This window comes from Streptomyces geranii (genome assembly GCF_002954775.1).
In the GTDB taxonomy this organism is placed as follows: domain Bacteria; phylum Actinomycetota; class Actinomycetes; order Streptomycetales; family Streptomycetaceae; genus Streptomyces; species Streptomyces geranii.
Genome location: NZ_PJME01000009.1, coordinates 61,275 through 81,559 on the forward strand (window position 1 = coordinate 61,275; position 20,285 = coordinate 81,559).

The 20,285-nt window shown below is 73.1% G+C and carries 16 protein-coding genes; 11 read left to right on the top strand and 5 right to left on the bottom strand.

Annotation, left to right across the window (positions count from 1 at the left end; genetic code table 11):
* Positions 1 to 136: 136 nt before the first annotated feature.
* Complete coding sequence (locus CW359_RS15450) at positions 137 to 1,585, top strand: MFS transporter (RefSeq protein WP_105970510.1); 1,449 nt, start codon at positions 137 to 139, stop codon at positions 1,583 to 1,585.
* Positions 1,586 to 1,799: 214 nt separating this feature from the next.
* On the opposite strand, the gene CW359_RS15455 is transcribed toward CW359_RS15450, so the two are convergent.
* Together CW359_RS15455 and CW359_RS15460 are read right to left on the bottom strand one after the other, a co-directional pair.
* Positions 1,800 to 2,666 carry an AfsR/SARP family transcriptional regulator gene (locus CW359_RS15455; RefSeq protein WP_198655230.1) on the bottom strand — a complete coding sequence of 289 codons (867 nt, stop codon included), beginning with the start codon at positions 2,664 to 2,666 and terminating at the stop codon, positions 1,800 to 1,802.
* Between the two features lie 195 nt (positions 2,667 to 2,861).
* Complete coding sequence (locus CW359_RS15460; protein WP_105970512.1) at positions 2,862 to 4,526, bottom strand: FAD-dependent monooxygenase; 1,665 nt, start codon at positions 4,524 to 4,526, stop codon at positions 2,862 to 2,864.
* 189 nt (positions 4,527 to 4,715) lie between these two features.
* On the opposite strand from CW359_RS15460, the gene CW359_RS15465 reads away from it, so the two are divergent.
* The 7 genes from CW359_RS15465 to metF all read left to right on the top strand — a co-directional run bounded on the left by CW359_RS15465 (position 4,716) and on the right by metF (position 14,920).
* Positions 4,716 to 6,410, top strand: coding sequence for a class I adenylate-forming enzyme family protein (locus tag CW359_RS15465; RefSeq protein WP_105970513.1), 1,695 nt, complete (start codon positions 4,716 to 4,718; stop codon positions 6,408 to 6,410).
* A 35-nt stretch (positions 6,411 to 6,445) separates the two neighbouring features.
* Positions 6,446 to 7,444 carry a methyltransferase gene (locus tag CW359_RS15470; protein ID WP_105970514.1) on the top strand — a complete coding sequence of 333 codons (999 nt, stop codon included), beginning with the start codon at positions 6,446 to 6,448 and terminating at the stop codon, positions 7,442 to 7,444.
* A gap of 52 nt (positions 7,445 to 7,496) precedes the next feature.
* Positions 7,497 to 9,503, top strand: coding sequence for an FAD/NAD(P)-binding protein (locus tag CW359_RS15475; RefSeq protein ID WP_105970515.1), 2,007 nt, complete (start codon positions 7,497 to 7,499; stop codon positions 9,501 to 9,503).
* Between the two features lie 469 nt (positions 9,504 to 9,972).
* On the top strand, positions 9,973 to 11,427 hold the full coding sequence (locus CW359_RS15480) for a nitrosuccinate lyase (protein ID WP_232838418.1): 1,455 nt from the start codon (positions 9,973 to 9,975) through the stop codon (positions 11,425 to 11,427).
* A 1-nt stretch (position 11,428) separates the two neighbouring features.
* Positions 11,429 to 12,673, top strand: a complete 1,245-nt coding sequence (metK, locus tag CW359_RS15485; protein WP_105970516.1) for a methionine adenosyltransferase — start codon at positions 11,429 to 11,431, stop codon at positions 12,671 to 12,673.
* Between the two features lie 337 nt (positions 12,674 to 13,010).
* Positions 13,011 to 13,997 carry a carbohydrate kinase family protein gene (locus tag CW359_RS15490; protein WP_105970517.1) on the top strand — a complete coding sequence of 329 codons (987 nt, stop codon included), beginning with the start codon at positions 13,011 to 13,013 and terminating at the stop codon, positions 13,995 to 13,997.
* Complete coding sequence (gene metF, locus CW359_RS15495; RefSeq protein ID WP_105970518.1) at positions 13,994 to 14,920, top strand: methylenetetrahydrofolate reductase [NAD(P)H]; 927 nt, start codon at positions 13,994 to 13,996, stop codon at positions 14,918 to 14,920. Before CW359_RS15490 ends, metF begins: the two co-directional genes overlap by 4 nt.
* Before the next feature lie 40 nt (positions 14,921 to 14,960).
* On the opposite strand, the gene CW359_RS15500 is transcribed toward metF, so the two are convergent.
* From CW359_RS15500 to CW359_RS15510, 3 genes are all read right to left on the bottom strand, one after another.
* Positions 14,961 to 15,782 (bottom strand): MGMT family protein, encoded by an 822-nt coding sequence (locus CW359_RS15500; protein ID WP_105970519.1) that lies wholly within the window; start codon positions 15,780 to 15,782, stop codon positions 14,961 to 14,963.
* Positions 15,779 to 16,363, bottom strand: a complete 585-nt coding sequence (locus tag CW359_RS15505) for an RNA polymerase sigma factor (RefSeq protein WP_105970520.1) — start codon at positions 16,361 to 16,363, stop codon at positions 15,779 to 15,781. Before CW359_RS15505 ends, CW359_RS15500 begins: the two co-directional genes overlap by 4 nt.
* Positions 16,364 to 16,430: 67 nt before the next feature.
* Positions 16,431 to 17,270: an AfsR/SARP family transcriptional regulator gene (locus tag CW359_RS15510; RefSeq protein ID WP_105970521.1), complete on the bottom strand. Its 840-nt coding sequence runs from the start codon at positions 17,268 to 17,270 to the stop codon at positions 16,431 to 16,433.
* 344 nt (positions 17,271 to 17,614) lie between these two features.
* Between CW359_RS15510 and CW359_RS15515 the strand changes: the two genes are divergently transcribed.
* The 3 genes from CW359_RS15515 (at position 17,615) to CW359_RS15525 (ending at position 20,262) form a co-directional block, all read left to right on the top strand.
* Positions 17,615 to 18,808, top strand: a complete 1,194-nt coding sequence (locus tag CW359_RS15515; protein ID WP_105970522.1) for an IS701 family transposase — start codon at positions 17,615 to 17,617, stop codon at positions 18,806 to 18,808.
* Positions 18,809 to 18,985: 177 nt separating this feature from the next.
* A complete protein-coding gene (locus CW359_RS46455) occupies positions 18,986 to 19,300 on the top strand; it encodes a hypothetical protein (protein ID WP_232838412.1) in 315 nt (104 codons plus the stop codon).
* A 404-nt stretch (positions 19,301 to 19,704) separates the two neighbouring features.
* A complete protein-coding gene (locus CW359_RS15525) occupies positions 19,705 to 20,262 on the top strand; it encodes a peptidase inhibitor family I36 protein (protein WP_157968549.1) in 558 nt (185 codons plus the stop codon).
* Positions 20,263 to 20,285: the final 23 nt, after the last annotated feature.

A 20,285-nucleotide genomic window follows, 5' to 3' on the forward strand; every position in this document is an offset into this window, starting at 1 on the left:
CTCTCACTGGGTTGAACACCGGCGGCGCCGGACGGGTTGCACGGGCCCGGGGCGGCGACCGGCACTGCAACCGGCGCCCGGACGGCGGGGTTCTGAACACCGTCCCCTCCGGCCCCGCCTCCTCCCAGGAGTCCGCATGCCCTCATCGGCGTCCCGCTCGCACGGCCCCGTGGTGCTGCTGGTCTCCTGCGCCCCGCTGCTGGCCAACGCGGACGCCGGCCTCGTCGCCCTCGCCCTGCCGGACATCCGGCGCGACCTGTCCATGAGCCTGGCGGAGGCGCAGTGGGTGACCCATGTGTACGTCGTGCTGGTGGGCGGCCTGCAACTGCTCGGGGGCCGGCTCTGCGACCGTTACGGCGCGCGCCGTCTGCTGCGCGGCTCCCTGGCAGCCTTCGCCGCCGCGTCGCTGGTGTGCGCGCTGGCGCCGGGCGCGGCGGTGCTCCTGGCGGGCCGGGCGGGTCAGGCGGTGGCCGCGGCGGCGATGGTCCCGGCCGCGATGTGCGTGCTGTTCACCGTGGTCCCGGGGGAGGCCGAGCGGCGCCGGGCCCTCGCCCGGTGGACGGTGTCCGGCGGCGTCGGCGCGGTCGCCGGTGTGCTGGCGGGCGGTCTGGCCGCGGGCGGGCCCGGCTGGCGCTGGGCGTTCCTGCTCCACGTCCCGCTCGCGCTGGGCGCGGCCCTGGCCGCCCGACGGCTCGGCCCGGACACACCCGCCCGCCACCCGGACACGGCGCTGGACGCCCGGGGCGCGCTGCTGACCGCGGGGGCGCTGCTGGCCCTGGTGTACGCGCTGGTGGGCGCCGCCGAGCACGGCTTCGGGCCGCCCACGTGGACCGCGCTGGCGGTGGCGGCGGTGCTGGGCAGGCTGAGCAGGACCGGCCCGACGGGCCCGCTGCTGCCACCGGCGGTCCTGCGGAACCGCCCGCTGGTGGCGAGCGCGCTGGGCATACTGTTCGTCGCCGCGTCGACCGGCCCGGTCGTGTTCGTGGCCAGCCTGTACCTCCAGGAGGCACGCGGCTACGACGCCTGGCGGGCCGGCTGCGCCCTGCTGCCGGTGGTGGGCGGAGTACTGCTGCTGGGCCGCTGCTGCGTCCGCGCCCTGGCCCGCTTCGGCCCACGCCGCTGCTGCCTGGCCGGCTGCGCCCTGACCGGCTCCGGCCTGGCACTCCTGACGGGACTGTCCCCGGACGCGCGCTACGCGACGGAGCTGCTCCCCGGCCTGCTCCTGACCGGCGCGGGCCTGCCGATCCTGTGGATGTCCTGCGAGCTGGCCGCCGTGTCGACCCTGCCCCGGTCGGCGACCGGCACGGCGGCGGGCGTGGTCCAGTGCGCGGGCCAGCTCGGCGCGGTCCTGGGCCTGGTCCTGGCAACCACCCTGTACACCGGCCCGCTCACCCCACCGCCCCCGGCCACGGGCGCGACACGGGTCTTCTGGTGCTGCACGACACTGATGGCCTGCACGGCCGTGACGGCCTACCTGGGCCTGCGCCCACGCCGACGCAGGCCCGGGGCCCGGGCGCCGGAGCGGTCGGCCGGTTCGGCGCGGGGCGGGCGGGGCCGGGCTGCGGGTGGTGCTGTTCGGCGCTGATGGCGTGTACGGCGGTCAGGGCTTGCGTGGGCTTGCGCCCGCGTCGGCCCCGGCGGCGGTCAGGTGCCCAGTGGCACGGGTCGGGTGCCGGAGTGGTCGGTCGGTCCCGTGCGGGGGTGGGCGGGACCGGGCTCCGGGTCGGCCCCGCCGGTCGGGCCCGGGGTCTCTCCCCCCGGGTGCTCGCGTCGCGGCCCCTCGCCCGCCCGCCCCCCCGTTACGCGCCCAGCAGTATCGGGCGGGCGCAGGACCAGGTCGTCGGTGTCGGTCCGGGGCGGGGGGTGGACGGGGTGCGGATGCCCGCGTCCAGGGACGGGCGGAACTCGCCCGCCGACGGGGGCTCCAGGCGGGGGTGGCCGGACAGGATGTCGGTGATCAGGTGGTGGATGCGGCGGTGCGGCGACGTGCCCAGTTCCGTGCGCAGCACCTCGCGCAGGTGGTGGAAGACGGCGAGCGCGTCGGCCTGGCGGCCCGAGCGGTACAGGGCCAGCATCAGCTGGCCGGTGAGTTCCTCGTTGGTGGGGTCCCGGTGGACCAGGGCGTGCAGTTCCGCCAGCAGCTGGTGGTGGCGGCCCAGCCGGAGTTCGGCGTCCATGCGCTGGACCACGGACTCGGTGTGCGCCTGCCCGATCGCCGCGAGCGCGGCCCGCAGCAGCGGCCCGGTGGGCGCGTCGATGAAGCCGGGCCCGCTCCACATCGCGTGCGCGGCCCGCAGCTGCCGGGCCCCCTCGTCGAGCTTCCCGGCCTCCAGGGCCGCCCGGCCGGCGCGGATCCGGTGTTCGTAGGCGTTCAGGTCGAGTTCGCCGTCCCGGACCCGGAGCAGATAACCCTGGTCACGGGTGACGATCCGGCCCGAACCCCTCGACGCGGGTGACGCCTCGCTCTCCTTGAGCAGACGGCGCAGCTGCATGACATAGGTGTGCACCGCCGCGACGGCACGCGGCGGCGGGCTGTACTCCCACAGCTCCTCGACGAACTGCCCCATGGAAACGACCCGGTTGGCGCTCATCAGGAACAGGGCGAGCATCTGGCGGTGCTTGGGTGCGCTGGGGGTGCGGTAGCTGCCGTTCTCGGTGACGGACATGGGGCCAAGTATCGAGAAACGCATTTTCTCTCCCCGTAAATGTGCCGATACGTCAACTCCTCCAGAGTAACGACGTTCCGGCACAGAAGAACGGTCCGTGCGCTACTTTGCCAACTCTTCGGCACGCATTCCCGACCGTCTCCCGAAAGGGGACTCCGAATTTCCGTTTCCTATGTCCGCGACGCGGACGGACAGTTACCGCCCGGTGACTGCCGCCAGCACTTCCGCCGGATTACGCGGCGCCCGGTTCCCGCGCCAGGCGACATGCTGATCCGGTCGTACGAGGACCAGGTCCCGCCCGTACAATTCCCGCCCCGCCGGATCATCGACCCGCACCACGGAAAACGGAATACCGGATTCTCTGGCGGCCTTTTCGAACCCGGCGGTGTCCTGCCGGACGCCGCACAGACTCAGCAGCGTGAACCCCGGCCCGATCCGGTCGAAGAGCGAGCCGCCGAGGCCGTGCCCCGCGTCCAGCCACAGATGCGGCGCCCGCCCGCCGGGCACCCCCGACGGGGTGTACGTGACGAAGTCGTCCGGCGGTGGCGCCGTGCCGTCGGCGACGACGACGGGCGAGCCGTCGTAGCGGGCGCCCAGCTGCACCCCGAGCGTGTCCATGGTGAGCCGCCCGTACGCGGCGAGTTCCGCGCCCGTCCGCCGCCGCGCCGCCTCGCCCGCGGCGCCGTCCTCCTCCAGCGAGGCCGGCCGCCCGACCGCTCCGAGGGCGACGTTCAGCTCCCGCGCGGCGGCGGTGTTGCGCAGCGCGACGGGCCTGCGCTCGGCCCCGTACGAAGGCAGCAGCCCCGGACCCGCCCACCCCTGCACCGCGCCGGCCAGCTTCCACGCCAGGTTGGCCGCGTCGTCCGCCCCCGTGTTCATGCCGAACCCGCCGTTCGGCGTGAACAGGTGCGCCGCGTCGCCGGCCAGCTGCACACGCCCGGTGCCGAACCGCTCGGCGACCAGCGCGGCCCCCGGGGTCCAGGCACGCCGCCCGAGCACCTCCACCTCGACCGGGACCCCCACGGCCCGGCGCACCAGCTCCACGACCGCGCCCTCGTCGGGGTCGTCCGGATCGGCCGAACTCGTCAGCAGGAAGAACTCGTCGACGCCGTCGAGGGCGATCAGGTTGAGCGCGATCTCGCCGTTGAAGACCCAGTTGCTCCACGCGGCACGCTCGCGCAGAAAACGCCCGTACAACCCCGGCACCCGCAGATGCGCCGCGGTCGCCCGGCGCCCCAGCACGTCCTGGTCGATCGAGCCCTCGCCGGTGTACGAGATCCCCAGCGAGCGCCGCACCAGACTGTGGCCGCCGTCGCAGCCGACCGCGTACCCGGCCTCCCAGACCCGGGGCCCGTCCGGGCCCGTCACGGCGACGGTGACGTGGTCGCCGGTGTCCCGGACGGCGGTGACCCGGTGGCCGTAGCGCAGGGTGATGCCCGGCCGGGTGCCGGCGTGGGCCAGCAGCAGCCGCTCGACGTACATCTGGTTGGCGCGGTGCATCGGCTCGGGCACCTGGTCGGTCCGGTCGGCCGCCGCCACCCGGGCCCGCACCTCGTCGGCGCCAGGCCAGGGCAGCTGGGCCAGCAGCCGGCCGGCGTAGCGGGTGAAGAAGGAGATGCCCGCGCCGTGCCCGCCGGGCAGCCCCAGTTCCCGTACCCGCGAGGCCAGTCCGAGCCTGCGGTAGTGCTCCATCGTGCGGGCGCCGTGGGTGCTGCCGCGCGGCTCCGCCAGGACCGAGTCCGCGCTGTCGAAGACGACCGACTCGCACCCGTGATGGTCGAGGAGAAGCGCGAGCAGCAGTCCCACCGGACCGCCCCCGACGATGGCGACCGGTGTACGCGAAGGACGGTCACGGTCCATCGAACTGGCCTCCAGCCTGAGTTCAGCAAACAGGTCGGCGGCATCTTCTCAATGCCTTCTGAAGGATTAATGGAGATGCTGCTCAGGGAAATACCGGAGTTTGTCTCCAGGGAGTCTTTAGAACCTTCCTGGACACTCTGTCCCGCCACTCGTCCGACTTCTCCGAGCCCCCCGAGTGTGAGGTATTCCATGTTTCTCCTCGGCACCCATCGGTCGGTTGTACAGCGCCTGCGCCTCTACACCAACAGGAATCTGGGGGCGGGAAACTTCTTCTGGCACGCCTGGCGGATTTCGCAGGACCGGGACCGGCCACTCCTGTTCCATCCGGACGTCACCCAGCCGTCCTGGGAGGACCGCGAATGGCAGGGCTTCTCCCTGAACGACATCCGCCGCTCCGTCCTGCGGTACGCGAACTGGTACCGCGAGCAGGGCGTCACGAAGGGGTCGCACGTCGGGCTGTACACCGGCCACGGGCTGTACGGGCTGCTCCACCACATCGCCGTCACCTCGCTCGGCGCGGCGGCCGTCCACTGCAATCCCCGGATGGCACCGCAGACCGCCGCCGAGTACTTCCTGCGCACCGGCTCCGGACTCGTCGTCGGTGACGCCGACCTGCTGAAGGACCTCACCTCGGCCTGGCAGACCGCGGGCGCCGCCGCGCCGCTCCTGCAGGACATCCAGGTCCTCGACGCGGAGGCCGTCCGGCCGCAGGCCCCCATCCCGTCCTTCCCGCACCGGCACGCCGACGACGACCTGGTCATGGTCTCCCACTCATCGGGCACCACCGGCCGGCCCAAGGCACCCGTCTTCCACCACCGGTCCTTCTTCGCGGGCAAGCGCGAACGGCTGTGGACCTTCCCCTCCCTGCGCACCGACCGGCTCCTCACCGCGCTGCCGCACAGCCACTCCGCGGGCATCAGCTATCTGTCCATGGCCCTGCTGCTGGGCATCCCCACGCTCGTCCTCGACGGCGCGGACGGCGACCGCGTGGCCCGCGCGGTCAACGCCTTCAAGCCCACGATGGTCCTGGGCTTCCCGCTCACCCTCGCCGAGATCGACCCCGCCGCCATCGGCCCGGAGGCGGCCAGGCACGTACACACCTGGAACGGCATGGGCGACGCCTCGCACGAGCGGCACATCCGTCCGCTGACCGCCCTCGGCGCCGCAGGCACCGGCTCGGCCTACATCGACGGCCTCGGCTCCTCCGAGATGGGCATGGTGCTGTTCAAGGCCGCCCACACCGCCCGCTCCGACCACTACGGCCGCTACATCGGCAGGCCCGTCGGCGTGGTGCGCGAGGCGGCGGTCCTCGACCCGTCCGGACGCGAACTGCCCGACGGCCGGGCCGGGATGCTCGGCGTCAAGGGGGCGAGCGTCACGCCCGGCTACTGGGACGACCCGGGACTCACCAAACAGTCGATCCTCAACGGCTACTTCCTCACCGGCGACATCGTCCGCAAGGACGGCGACGGCAACTGGTACCACCTCGACCGCACCCCCGACGTCATCCGGTCCGCCGCCGGCGACATCCACAGCCTGCCCCTCGAAGAGGTCGTGCTGAACACCACCCGGGCACTGGACGCGGCGGTCGTCGCCGTCGACGACCCACAGCAGCCCGGCAGGTCCTGCCCCGCCGCCGTCGTCTACTACGCGGACGGCACCGAGCGCGAGGCCGCCGACCTCCTCATGGTGTGCAACGCCGCCCTCGACGAGGCCGGCCTGCCGCGCCTGAACGCCCTGATCCTCACGGCCCGGCGGGAGCAGCTCCCCGTAGGCGTGACCGGAAAGGTCCTCAAGCGGGCGCTGCGCGAGACCCACCACGACGTACTGAGCCGGCCCGCCGGCAAGACCGTGGCGAAGTCCGCGTCCACGTCCGCGCCCTGAGCCCGCGCCAGCCCGCCGACGGAGAGGGAACGAGCATGCCCGACCAGAAAGCGGTGCGCCGGGTCGTCGACATCATCACCGGGACCTGGCAGGCCCAGGCGCTGTACGCGGCCGTGGCGCTGTGCGTCGCCGACCACGTCGCGGCCGGCCACACCACCGACGAGGCGCTCGCCGAACAGACCCGGTCCGACCCGGACGGCATCCGGCGGCTGACCCGGCTGCTGACCGCGATGGACGTCCTGGACCCCGTGGCTGGGGGCCACCGGCTCACCTCCACCGGGGAGTTGCTGCGCTCCGACGCCCCGCACTCGATGAGCGACATGGTCCGCATCTACGGCGAGGAGTTCCACCGCGCGTGGGGCGCGGTCGTCCCCGCCGTACGCACCGGGACCTCGGGGTTCCAGCACGCGTTCGGCATGACCCTGCACACCTATCTGCGCGACCCCGAACTCGGCGCCAAGTTCCAGCGCGCCATGAACGCGGGCAACGTCTTCTTCCCGGACGTCCTCGACGCCTTCGACTTCGGTGGCCACCGCACCGTCGTCGACGTCGCGGGCGGCAGCGGGGCGTTCCTCGGCACGGTGCTCGACCGGCACCCCCTGCTGTACGGCGTCCTCTTCGACCAGCCGCACATGGTGCCCGTGGCCACCGCCCACCTCGACGCGGCCGTCGGACCCGGCCGTTACGAGGTCCGGGCAGGGGACATCTTCGAGGAGGTCCCCGGCGGCGGCGACCTCTACCTCCTCTCCCGCGTCCTCCAGGACTGGGACGACGCCCGCTGCGCGACCCTGCTCCGCCACATCGGCGCGGTCCTGCCGCCCGGCGGCCGGCTGCTGATCGTCGAACGGGTCGTCCCCGAGCACGGCGAGACACTCCTGCCGCTGTTGTACGACCTGCACCTGCTCATGGCCGCCGGCGGACGCGAACGGGACCTCGCCGGCTATCGCGACCTGCTCTCGGCGGCCGGGCTGCGGCTGGAATCCGTACACGGCCTCTCGCTGGAGACCACCCTCCTGGTCGCGGCTGCCGCCTGACCACGCGTGCACCTGCCCCTTCCACCTGTATCGGATGTATCGGAGTAGCGAGATGAGCAGCGGGGATCTCACGGTCTGCATCGTCGGTGCCGGCCCCCGTGGACTGTCGGTACTGGAGCGGATCTGCGCCAACGAGCGGAAGTCCCCCTCCCGTGCCTCGGTGGTCGTCCATGTGGTCGACCCCTTCCGGCCCGGCCCCGGACAGGTGTGGCGCACCGCGCAGTCGCCGCACCTCCTGATGAACACCGTGGCGTCCCAGGTCACCGTCTACACCGACCACAGCGTGGAGATGGAGGGACCCGTCGAGGAGGGCCCCAGCCTCTACGAGTGGGCGTCCGCGCTGTCCCTGCCGGGAGTCCCGGCCGAGCCGCGCGGCCCGGCCGACGCCGCCTTCCTGGCCGAGGCGCGGCGCAGCGGCCCCGACACCTACCCGAGCCGCGCCCTGTACGGCCGTTACCTGGAGGAGTGCTTCGACCAGATCGTCGGCCGCGCCCCCGGCCACGTCACCGTCCACGTCCACCGGGCCACCGCCGTCGCCCTCGACGACACCGGGCAGGGGTCCGCCCAGACCCTCACGCTCACGAACGGCGTCCGGCTGACCGGCCTGGACGCGGTGGTGCTGGCCCAGGGACACCTGCCCGCCCGGCCCACCCCGCAGGAGACGAGCATGGCCGAGGAGGCCCGGGCCCGAGGGCTCACCCACGTCCTGCCCGCCAACCCGGCGGACGTGGACCTGCCCGCGCTGCGGCCGGGCGAACCCGTGCTGCTGCGCGGCCTCGGCCTCAACTTCTTCGACCACATGGCCCTGCTCACGGTCGGCCATGGCGGCCGGTTCGAACGGGCCGGCGACCGGCTGCGCTACATTCCCTCGGGCCGCGAACCGAAGCTGTACGCCGGCTCCCGGCGCGGTGTGCCCCACCACGCGCGCGGCGAGAACGAGAAGGGCGCGCACGGACGCCACCTGCCCCGGCTGCTCACCCCCGAACGCATCGGGGAACTGGCCGAACGGGCGGTGGACGGCGAGCGGATCCACTTCAGCGGCGATGTGTGGCCGCTGATCGCCAAGGAGGTCGAGAGCGTCTACTACGCCACCCTGCTCACGGCGACGGGCCGGCCCGCGCAGGGGACGGACCTCGCCGCCCGCTACCTGACGGCGCCGGCGGGCGAGCCCGAGCAACACCTCCTGGACGAGTACGGCATCGCAGCCGCCGACCGCTGGGACTGGCAGCGCATCTCCCTGCCGTACGGCGCGAGGGTCTTCACCGACCGGGCCGACTTCCACGGCTGGCTGCTCGCCCACCTGGCCGAGGACGTGCGGGAGGCGCGGGCCGGGAACATCAGCGGCCCGCTCAAGGCGGCCCTGGACGTGCTGCGCGACCTGCGCAACGAGATCCGCATGGTCGTGGACCACGGCCGCCTGGAGGGCAACTCCTACCGGGACGACCTCCAGGCCTGGTACACCCCCCTGAACGCCTTCCTCTCGATCGGCCCGCCCGTCTCCCGAATCGAGGAGCTGATGGCCCTGCTGGAGGCCGGCACGGTCGAACTGATCGGCCCGGGCCTGCGCGTCGCGGTCCGCACCGACGTCCCAGGCCCGCCCGTCTTCGAGGCGACCTCGGACCGGGTGGGCGGCCCCCCGGTCCACGCCCGCGTACTGATCGAGGCCCGCCTGCCGGAACCGGACATCCGCCGCACGGAGGACCCCCTGCTGCGCCACCTTCTGTCGACCGGCCAGATCACCCCGTACCGCATCACCGGCACCTGCGGCACGACCTACGAGACGGGCGGCCTGTCCGTGACCGAACGTCCGTACAACGTGGTGACCGCCGACGGCCGCACCCACCCACGCCGCTTCGCCTACGGCGTCCCGACCGAGGCAGTCCACTGGGTCACCGCCGCGGGCATCCGCCCCGGCGTCAACTCGGTGACCCTCGGCGACTCCGACGCGATGGCCCGCGCGGTACTGAACCTGCAACCGACCAGAACCACCCCCGCCCACCACCCACCCACCCGGGACCGGACACCCGGGGCGACCGCGGAGAAGAGGGTGGGCCGATGACCGCCGCACGGGAGCGACGCCTCGCGAGCGCCCGGCCGCTGTGCCGGGGGCTTGGTGGAGGAGGCGGCGGGTCGATGACTGCCGTGCGGGGAGCGGGACTTGGCGGGTGCCCGGGGCCTGGTGCCGGGCCGGGCCCGGGGCAGGGGCGGCAGGTCTCTGTTGCTGGTTCGGGGTGGGGTCGCTGTGGAGAGGAGGGCGGGTTGATGACCGCCGTGGAGGGAGCGGTGCCTCGCGGGCGCCCGGAATCCGACGCCGGGACGCGCCGGGCCCCGGATGTGGGGCCGCCGTGCCGGGGGCGCGGTGGAGGAGGCGGCGGGTCGATGATCGCCGTGCGGGGAGCGGGGCTTCGCGGGTGCTCGGGGCCTGGTGCCGGGGCGGGTCCGGGGGCGGACAGCGGGCCGTTGGCCCTGGTCCCTGGTGGGGGCGCTGCGGAGAAGGAGGTGGGGTGGTGACCGCCGAGGCCCGAGCGGTGTCCCGTCAGACCGTGGGGGTCGGTGACTGGACCGATCCGGGGCCTGACAGTGGGCTGTTGTCGCCGGTTCGGGTCGGGGTTCCCGTCGAGTGGGCGGTGGCCGATCTCGTGTGGCTTCAGGGCATGCTCGACGCGGAGGCCGCGTTGGCCCGAGCCCAGGCCGGGCTCGGTACCGTGCCCGGCTTCGCCGCCGAGGTGATCACCGAGGCGGCCGACGCCCGGCGGTTCGACCTTCGTGCCCTCGCCCTCGCCTCCCGGGAGACCGCGAACCCCGTGGTCGGACTGGTCCAGGAGCTGGGCCGGGCGGTCGCCGCCATCGACCCCGAGGCCGCCGAGTACGTGCATCGCGGCTCCACCAGCCAGGACGTCCTCGACACCGGGGCCATGCTGGTCGCCCGGCGCGCGCTGCGCCTGATCCGGGCCGACCTCGACCGTACGGCCGTGGCGCTGGCCGGTCTGGCCGAGCGGCACCGTGACACCCCGATGGCCGGACGCACCCTCGCCCTGCACGCCGTACCCGTCACGTTCGGGCTCAAGGCGGCCGGCTGGCGCGAGCTGGTCCGCCACGCCGACCGGCGGCTGGCCGAGGTCGCGGACGCCCTGCCCGTCTCGCTCGGCGGCGCCGCCGGAACCCTCGCCGGATACCTGGAGTACGCCCGCCTCGAAGGCGCGGCCGAGGACCCCGGCCACTACGCCGACCTGCTCCTCGACGCCTTCGCGGAGGAGACGGGACTCGCCCGCCCGGCCCTGCCCTGGCACGCCCTGCGCACCCCGCACGCCGACCTCGCGGCGGCACTCGCCCTCACCGCCGGCGCACTGGGCAAGCTGGCCGTCGACGTACAGACCCTGACCCGTACCGAGGTCGGCGAGGTCACCGAGCCCCCGGTCACCGGCCGGGGCGGCTCCTCGGCCATGCCGCACAAGCGCAACCCCGTCCTCGCCACCATGATCCGCAGCGCCGCCCTCCAGGTACCGGCCCTGGCCGGCGCCCTGACCCAGTGCCTGGTCACCGAGGACGAACGGTCCGCCGGCGTCTGGCACGCGGAGTGGCTCCTGCTGCGCGAGTGCCTCCGCCTCACCGGAGGCGCCGCCCACACCGCCGCCGAACTGGCCGAGGGGCTGGTGGTCCACCCGGAACGGATGCGCGCCAACCTCGGCCTCACCGGCAGTCGGCTGGTCTCCGAACGGGTCGCCGCCGTCCTCGCCCCGTCGCTCGGCCGGGCCCGCGCCCGGCAGCTGCTCACCGAGGCCTCCGCCGTCGCCGAACGCGACGGCACCCCCCTGCACACCGTGCTCGGCGCGCTCGCGCCGGTCGCCGCCCACCTCGACCCCCAGGAGCTGGCCGCACTCCTGGACCCGGCCACCTACACCGGTGCCGCCGGCGCCCTCGTCGACCGGGCGCTGAGCCCGGCCCCGTCCTCGCGGCCGTCCGCCGCCGACCCAGGGAGCTGACATGTCCCGCCGCCTCTTCACCTCGGAGTCCGTGACCGAGGGCCACCCCGACAAGATCGCCGACCAGATCAGCGACACGATCCTCGACGCACTCCTGCGGGACGACCCGGCCTCCCGGGTCGCCGTCGAGACACTCATCACCACCGGCCAGGTCCATGTCGCGGGCGAGGTCACCACACGGGCGTACGCGCCGATCGCCCGCCTGGTCCGCGAACGGATCCTGGAGATCGGCTACGACTCCTCCGCCAAGGGCTTCGACGGCGCGTCCTGCGGAGTCTCCGTCTCCATCGGCGGACAGTCCCCGGACATCGCCCGGGGCGTCGACACGGCGTACGAGTCCCGCGCGGGGGAGGGGGAAAGGGAGGGGGAGGAGCGGGTCCGTCAGGGCGACGTGGACGCCGTGGGCCGCCAGGGTGCGGGCGACCAGGGCCTGATGTTCGGCTACGCGACGGACGAGACCCCGGAGCTGATGCCGCTGCCGATCCTGCTGGCCCACCGCCTCGCCCACCGCCTCACCGAGGTCCGCAAGGACGGCACCGTCCCCTACCTCCGCCCCGACGGGAAGACCCAGGTCACCCTCGAATACCTGGGCAGCCGCCCGATCCGCCTGGACACGGTGGTCGTCTCCTCGCAGCACGCGAGCGACATCGACCTGGACTCCCTGCTCGCCCCCGACATCCGGGAGCACGTCGTGGAGTCCGTCCTCAAACAACTCGCCGAGGACGGCATCGACGTGGAGACCGACGGCTACCGCCTGCTGGTCAACCCCACCGGCCGCTTCGAGATCGGCGGCCCGATGGGCGACGCGGGCGTGACCGGCCGCAAGATCATCATCGACACGTACGGCGGCATGGCCCGCCACGGCGGCGGCGCCTTCTCCGGCAAGGACCCGTCCAAGGTCGACCGCTCCGCCGCCTACGCGATGCGCTGGGTCGCGAAGAACGTCGTCGCCGCGCGCCTCGCCTCCCGCTGCGAGGTCCAGGTCGCGTACGCGATCGGCAAGGCCGAGCCGGTGGGCCTCTTCGTGGAGACCTTCGGCACGGCGAACGTGGCGACCGACCGCATCGAGCAGGCGATATCCCGGGTCTTCGACCTGCGCCCGGGCGCGCTGGTCCGGGACCTGGACCTGCTCCGCCCGATCTACACCCGGACAGCGGCGTACGGCCACTTCGGCCGCGAACACCCGGACTTCACTTGGGAACGCACCGACCGCGCGGAGGCCCTGCGTGAGGCGGCCGGGTTGTAGGCGGCGTCGGGGGTTCGGCGGGCAGGGGCGGGAGCCGGGCGGGGCGTACCCGACCGAGCCGCGCGCCCTGGGCAGGTCACCCCGCACCGGCCCCGGCCGGAGCCACCGCGCCCGGCCCCTCCTCCCCTTCTCGCACCGAGGAGGGGAGGACCGAGAGGGGAACCCCGTCGCGCCGCCCGTCGCGCCGCCGCACCGGCGGCCAATGGCGCACCCCACCTCCGACCCGCAGCCGCCACCCCCGCCCCGGAACAACCCCCACCCACCCCACAACCCGCCCCCGACCCTGCCCCAACCCCAACCCCAACCCCAACCCCCGCCCCGAAAAAAAGGAGCCCCCGTGCGTATCGCCGTAACCGGATCCATCGCCGAGGACCATCTGATGGCCTACCCGGGACGCTTCACCGACCAGCTGCTCGCCGACCGGCTCGACCAGGTGTCGCTCTCCTTCCTCGCCGACTCCCTGGAGATCCGGCGCGGCGGCGTGGCCGCCAACATCGCGCTCGGGCTCGGTCGGCTCGGGGCGCGACCGCTGCTCGTCGGGGCGGTGGGCGCGGACTTCGCCGAGTACCGCGCGTGGCTGGAGCACGCCGGTGTCGACACCGGCCTCGTGCTCGTCAGCGACTCCCTCCACACCGCCCGCTTCGTCTGCACCACCGACGCCGCCCAGAACCAGATCGCCACCTTCTACGCGGGCGCCATGTCCGCCGCCCGGGACATCTCCCTGGCACCCGCCGCCCGTTCCGAGGGCGGACTCGGACTGGTCGTCGTCGCCCCCAACGACCCCGAGGCGATGCTCCGGCACACCGAGGAGGCCCGCACGCTCGGCGTCCCCTTCGCCGCCGACCCCTCCCAGCAGCTCGCCCGCGTCTCCGGCGCCGACGCGCGCGCCCTCGTCGACGGGGCCCGCTTCCTGTTCACCAACGAGTACGAGTCCGCCCTGCTCCAGCGGCTCACCGGCTGGACCGAGGACGAGATCCTCGGCCGGGTCGGCAGCTGGCTCACCACCCTCGGCGCACAGGGCGTGCGGATCGCCCACGCCGGCCTGCCCCCGGACCTCGTGCCCGCCGTCCCGCCCGCCGCCGTCGCCGACCCCACCGGCGCGGGCGACGCCTTCCGCGCGGGCTTCCTCGCGGGCGTGGCCCGCCACTGGCCGCACCGCCGCGCCGCACAACTGGGCTGCGCGCTCGCGGCCCTGGTCCTGGAGTCGGTCGGTACGCAGGAGTACAAGCTGTCCGCCGCCGACCTGCTGCTCAGGATCGAGCAGGCGTACGGCCCGGCCGTCGCCCAGGACATCGCGGCACGGTCGGCCGGGGCGGCGGCATGACTACCGGGGCCGGCGGGGTACGGGCGGTCCTGGCCCGGGGCGAGCGCTCCTTCTCCTTCGAGTTCTTCCCGCCGAAGAGCGAGGCCGGGGAACGCACCCTCTGGAACGCCCTCCGGCGCGTCGAGGCGTTCGCGCCCTCGTTCGTCTCCGTGACCTACGGCGCCGGCGGTTCCTCCCGGGAGCGCACGGTCGGGATCACCCGGCGGATCGCGACCGAGACGACCCTGCGTCCCGTCGCGCACCTGACCGCCGTCGGCCACTCGGTGGCCGAGCTGCGGAACGTCGTCGGACAGTACGCCGACGCCGGCGTCCGGGATGTCCTCGTGCTGCGCGGAGACCCGCCGGGAGACCCGCGCGGCCTCTGGGTGCCGCACCCGCGGGGACTGCGGTACGCCCATGAACTCGTGCGCCTGGTGCGGGAGTCGGGCGACTTCGGCGTGGGCGTCGCGGCCTTCCCCGAACGCCACCCCCGCTCGGCCGACTGGGACAGCGACATCCGGCACTTCGTCGCGAAGTGCCGGGCGGGCGCCGACTACGCCGTCACCCAGATGTTCTTCCACGTGGAGGACTACCTGCGGCTGCGCGACCGCGTCTCGGCGATCGGTTGCGACACCCCGATCATCCCCGCGATCATGCCGGCCACCGACGCCCGCCAGATCCGCCGCTTCGCCGAACTGAGCGACGCCGCCTTCCCGCAACCCCTCGCCCAGCGGCTGCACGAGGCCCGCGACCGCCCCGAGGACGGTCTGCGCATCGGGGTCGAGCACGCCACGGCGATGGCCAGGCGCCTCCTCGCCGAAGGCGCCCCGGGCCTGCACTACATCACCCTCAACCGCTCCACCGCGACCCTCCTGATCCACCGGAACGTCCTCGGCACGACCGCCCCCGCGGCAGGCGTCCCGGCCCGCGCGGGCGCCCGCTGAGCGGCGCCGCGCGCGGGCCCCGGCCCGGGACCCGCGGGCCTCACACCGACACGGGCCGACAGCTCTTGCAGGCCCGGTAACCCGCCCGCCGGGCATCCCGCGCCGTCGCGAACGGCACCCGGTGCGGCGGAGTGATGCGGCGGGCGTGCGCGCAGGTGGGATGGCAGTAGATGTGGGTGGTGTCGCTGCCCAGGAACACCGCGCCGCTGTGCGACCACTGGCGGACCCCCGCCATGTCGATCCCCTCGGCGGCCCGCAGCGCGTCCCCGACGGCGGGGAGATACGCGGCGTCGCACGGGGCTCCGTTCTCGTACGTCACCCGGTGGCAGGGGACGAGCACGACGAACGGGTTGCGCGCGAGCATCCCCACGACGGCGTCGGTGTCCGCCCCGGTCCGCGCGGACGCCTCCCGGGCGACCCAGGACAGCGGGCGCAGCTGCCCGGCGGGGATGGCCCGTACCGCCTGGAGGACGGCGGCCGTCGCCCCGTCCAGCGGACCGGGGTCCAGCGGCAGCTTCCCGGCCCGGCCGGTGCGCAGGGCCGTGGTCAGCCCGGGGAACGGCTTCGGCGTCGGGATCGCGGACCGGCCGGTGCGCGCGCGGTGCGACTCCTCGAACCGCTCGGCCGTCAGGCCCGGTGTCACCAGCGCGGATCCGGTCACGTTCTCCGGCGCGAAGGCCACGAACAGCCCGCCCGTGGGCGAGTCCAGCCGTACGTACGTGTCGTAGCGCTCGCGCGGGACGCCCACCCGCTGCAGGACGCGCAGCGCGAAGTCCGCCGGTGCCGGCGGTGTGCCCAGCAGCCCGGCCGGTTCCTCGCCGTTGCGCGACACGGGCGGCCCGCCGTGATCCTTCCTGTTCATGAAGTCACCTCCCTCAGCTCCCCTTCCGTCCCCAGCAGCCGGCGCAGGTCGCCCATCCCTCGCGAGACCTGGGCCTTGGCCGTCCCGACGGGACAGTCCTGGACCTGGGCGACCTCCGCGTAGCTCATGCCGACCACGTGCCGCAGCACCACCGGTATCCGGTAGTACTCCGGCAGCTCGGACAGCGCGGCGACCAGCCGCCCCCGGTCGTCCGTGTTCAGGGCCCGTTCCGCCGGGCCCGGAGTCACGTCCGGCCAGTTGTCCTGGGCGTCGTCCACCCGGATCGCGGAGACCGGACGGCGCGTACTGCTGCGTACATGATTGCGCCACACGTTCGCCGCGATGGTCATCAGCCAGGCCCGCGGGTGCAGCGCCCGGCGCCGCTCCGGTCCGTAGTCCCGCAGTGCCGTGTAGGCGCGCAGGAAGGTGTCCTGGCCGAGGTCGTCGGCCTCCGCGGCGGATCCGGACACACGTAACAGGAACGCGTGCACGCTCTTCGCGTGGACGCGCACCAGTTCCGTGAAACCGTCGTCCAGATCCGCCGCCAGCAGATCGGTCAACTGTTCGGCTGCGTTGTCCATCACCGGTTAGAACACCATTCCCGGAAAAAGGGTTGCCGGTCGGTCGGGCGGTCGGTCGGGTCGCCGGTCAGGTGGCAGGGCAGGCCGACAGCCGCATGAGCGCGGGCTCCTCCGCGTCGATGGCCTCGTACAGGCGCCGCAGCCGTGGCACCGGCTCGATGCCGAAGGAGTCCCGCAGCCGGCAGCGGAGCCGGTGGAACACGCCCAGCGCCTGGGTCCGCATGCCGGAGCGGTGCAGCGCGAGCATGTACTGCGCCTGGATGTTCTCGTGCGTCGGGTGCAGCGTGGCCAGGGTGCCCAGCTCGTCGAGGAGGTCGCGGTGCCGGCCCAGCTGGAGATCGGCCTCCACCCGCCACTCCAGCACACCCTTGCGGGCCTCTTCCAGCTCCACGACGTGCGCGGAGCTGAGCGTGCCCGACGGTACGTCCGTCAGGGCGGGGCCCCGCCACACCGCGAGGGCCTCGCCGAGCAGCTGGGAGGAGCGGGCGTAGGCGCCGGTCACGGACGCCTCCCGGCCGCGCTGGGCGAGGTGCTCGAACCGGAGCCGGTCGCTGGCCTGCGCCCCCACGGTGAGCTGGTACCCCTGGTTGCGGGTCACCAGGGTGTGGCTGCGGTCCGCGGCGGCGTTGCGCAGGATCTGCCGGATGTACAGCACATGCGTCTGGAGCGTGGACAGCGCCGTCTTCGGCGGCCGGGACCCCCACAGCTCGGCGATGCACTCGTCGGCCCGGACCAGCCGGTTGGCGTTGAGGATCAGGAAGGCGAGGAGCTGGCGGGGCTTGGGCGCGCTGGGAGTGCGGTTGCGGCCGTCGACGACCAGGGACAGCGGGCCGAGGACACCGACCTGGAGCGGGGCCTCGCCGGGCTCGGACGACGCGAGCACGCGGTGCGTGGTCCGCCTCGTCATACGAGGTCCCGTAAACACGCGGACCGTGCGGACTGTCCGGCGTGGCGGGAGTGAGAACGGGAACGGGCGGCTCGCGGCTGGCGCATGACGAACTTCCTCCACTGAATCAGGTCCTGGTGAATCAGGTCATGGGGGTCGTTTCCGGCTTGCGTGGCAACTTTCGGACGGGGAGAGAGATCCACGCAACGCCGACTTGCGAAAGATGCGACGGCGGCTGCTCTTGGCGGAATGACGACCGTCGTACGAAGCGGTAGGCAACCGTTCCGGGCCCGGCGGGGTTTGTCTCCGTCGAGGAACCTGCTGCCCTGCGGGCGCCGGGTCACCGCTGATCACGGGGAGAGCGCATGACCACGAACCGCACACCGTACGACCAGGATCCGGCCCGCCAGGAGGCGTTCGCCGAGTTCGGCGCGGCCGTCTTCGGCCACCTGCCCCGGCAGGACCAGCGCCGGTGGGCGCGGACGTATCTCACGGGGCTGCTCGGCACACCGGGCAAGAAGTCCCTGCGGCGCATGGCGGCGGCGGTCTCCGACGTGCCCACCGCGTCCCAGTCGCTGCACCAGTTCATCAGCATGAGCCCCTGGCCGTGGGAGCCCTCGCGCACCGCCCTGGCCCGCTGGACCGAGCAGCGGGCCGAGGTGCGCGCCTGGAGCCTCCTGCCGGTCGTCACGCCCAAGCGGGGCCAGTACTCGGTGGGGGTGCAGCAGGCCTTCGACGCCGAGGCCGGGCGGGTCGTCAACTGCCAGGTCGGTGTCTCCCTGCTGCTGTCCACCTGCTGCGACGACCTCCCGGTGGACTGGCGGCTCCAGCTGCCCGAGGCCTGGTGCGAGGACCCGGGACTGCGCCGCCGGGCCCGCCTGCCGGACACGGCCGCCCCCCGACCGCTGTGGTCCCTCGGGCTGGAACTGGTCGACGCCCAGACCCTGCGCGCCGAGGGGCCGCCGCTGCCGGTGGTGGCGGACGCCCGCGAGTTCACCGACGTCAGAGCCCTGGTCAACGGACTGGGCGGACGCGGAACGCGGTTCGTCGTCGCCGTCGCCGACAATCTGACGATGCGCGTCGGACCCCACCTCGGCACCCAGCGACGGGCGGGTACGCCGCTGCCGGCCGGGCGCCTGTGCGTCGACGACCGGCTGCTGCACCGCAGCGCCCCGACCCGCGCGCACACCTCGCAGGGCCGCCACGGCCAGGCAGCCGTCGTATGGACGCTTTCCGGTCCGGTTCATCTGCCGCGCACCGACCAGACCCTGCGTCTGCTGGCCGCCTGGTGCCCCAAGAACAGCAGGCCGACCGGCATCTGGCTGACCAACCTCCCGTGCGCCGACATCGACGAGATGATCGCGCTGGCCGGCACCCAGCCCGGCACCGCCGGGGTCACCCAGCCGCTGCGCGAACACTTCGGGCTCAGCGACTTCGAGGGCCGCTCGTTCCCCGGCTGGCACCACCACAAGACGCTCGTCTCGGCCGCGTACACCTGGCACCGCCTGTCCACGGCGACCACCTGCACGCACACGTCCGGATCGCAGGCCGCGGCCTAGGTATCCGTCGGCCGCCCCGACGCGCCGCAGACCGGGCCGCACGGCTCGACACCACGACACCCACCGAAGGCCGCCGACCTCCCGATCCCGCTCCGCCAGGACCGCCGGGGAAGGCCCTGACAGCGCGCAAGACCAGGAAAGCGCCGGTCAGGGCCTGCCCGCCCTCAGCACTCGATAATGTTCACCAGCCTGCCCGACGGCCGCACGGCGATGATCGTCTCCTCCCTGGCCGGCTCACCGCTGCGCCGACCTCGTGATGCGCTGCTGAGGTCTGACCGGTGCATCCGGAACGAATCGCGGTACACATCGTCACCGGTTGTCATGTACCGCCACGCGGACAACGGCCTTACCCGGCGGGTGCCCCGTATGCGTTTGGTCAAGGCCGTGGGCCAGGATGGCTGCATGACGACCTGGTTCCGCACCTACTACGAGGACGAAGATCTGTGGCTGTATTTCGAGGCTGATGACGGGGGCGGCGATGGGCCGCCATGAACGGCAGTACGGCGTTCTCGCCGAAGGCCCCATGGACGGCTGGCAGGATCAGCCCGAGGCAGCCGAGATCTCCGCGGAGGAGTTCGAGCGACTGTGGGCTGAGGCAAGGCGGGCTCTCGGCGGTTCAGTCTGACCTGGCCGGTCACCGTCATCGCCCGCGCCGCCGACCGTCATGGGCCCGCAACAAGCCGCGTAACCTCTCGTGCTCCCTGGAGAAGCTCCTCGATCGAACGCCCACCGACGTCCATGTCAATGGCCCCCTGCCCGGACGGCCTCAACTTCTGTTGCGGCGGAACTTCTGGAAACACGCCTGTATCACCCGTCCCAGTGGTGAGCAAGACCATCTCTTGAGTCATCTTTTGACGAATTTTGAATGTAAAGCGATATAGGGCCCCACTCTCCTGTTGAATCGTTGCAAATCCCATTCGCCGCATGCCGCAGGAGAGTTGATATGCGCAGTTTACGCCACCTGCAACGGCAGACAGATAAACCTGGCTGACGGTTGGCAGGGTGCACAGGCTTGTACGGAAGTCCCGAGTGGAGAGGTCTTCTGCTACGACAGCACCGAAGAAGCGGATGCAGCTCTTCCGCTCATCGACCCAGCGGGGGAAGAGCTCCGCGCCGCCGCGGCTGACGCAGCCGCCAAGACCGACGCGGGCATATTGGCCTTCGATGACTGTCTCTACCCGTTCGTCTGCCTCTTTGAGAACGGAAACGGTGGTGGCCGCAGGCTTCAGTGGTCTGCGGACGGCACCAAACAGCTGGGCGACTGGGACTTCAGAGACAAGGCAAGTTCCGGATGTGTCAACCGGCTCACTGGGGGCGCAACCGTCTATGACGCCCGGACCGGCCTGCCCGACCCGTACATGAGTCTCGCTAATAACTTCTGCTACAACTTCATCACTGCCGGCTATCCGGGCGGGGGAAGTTTCAACGACAAGGCCGACTACTTGAGCCTGTAGCCGGGATTTCGAGGATGCCTCAG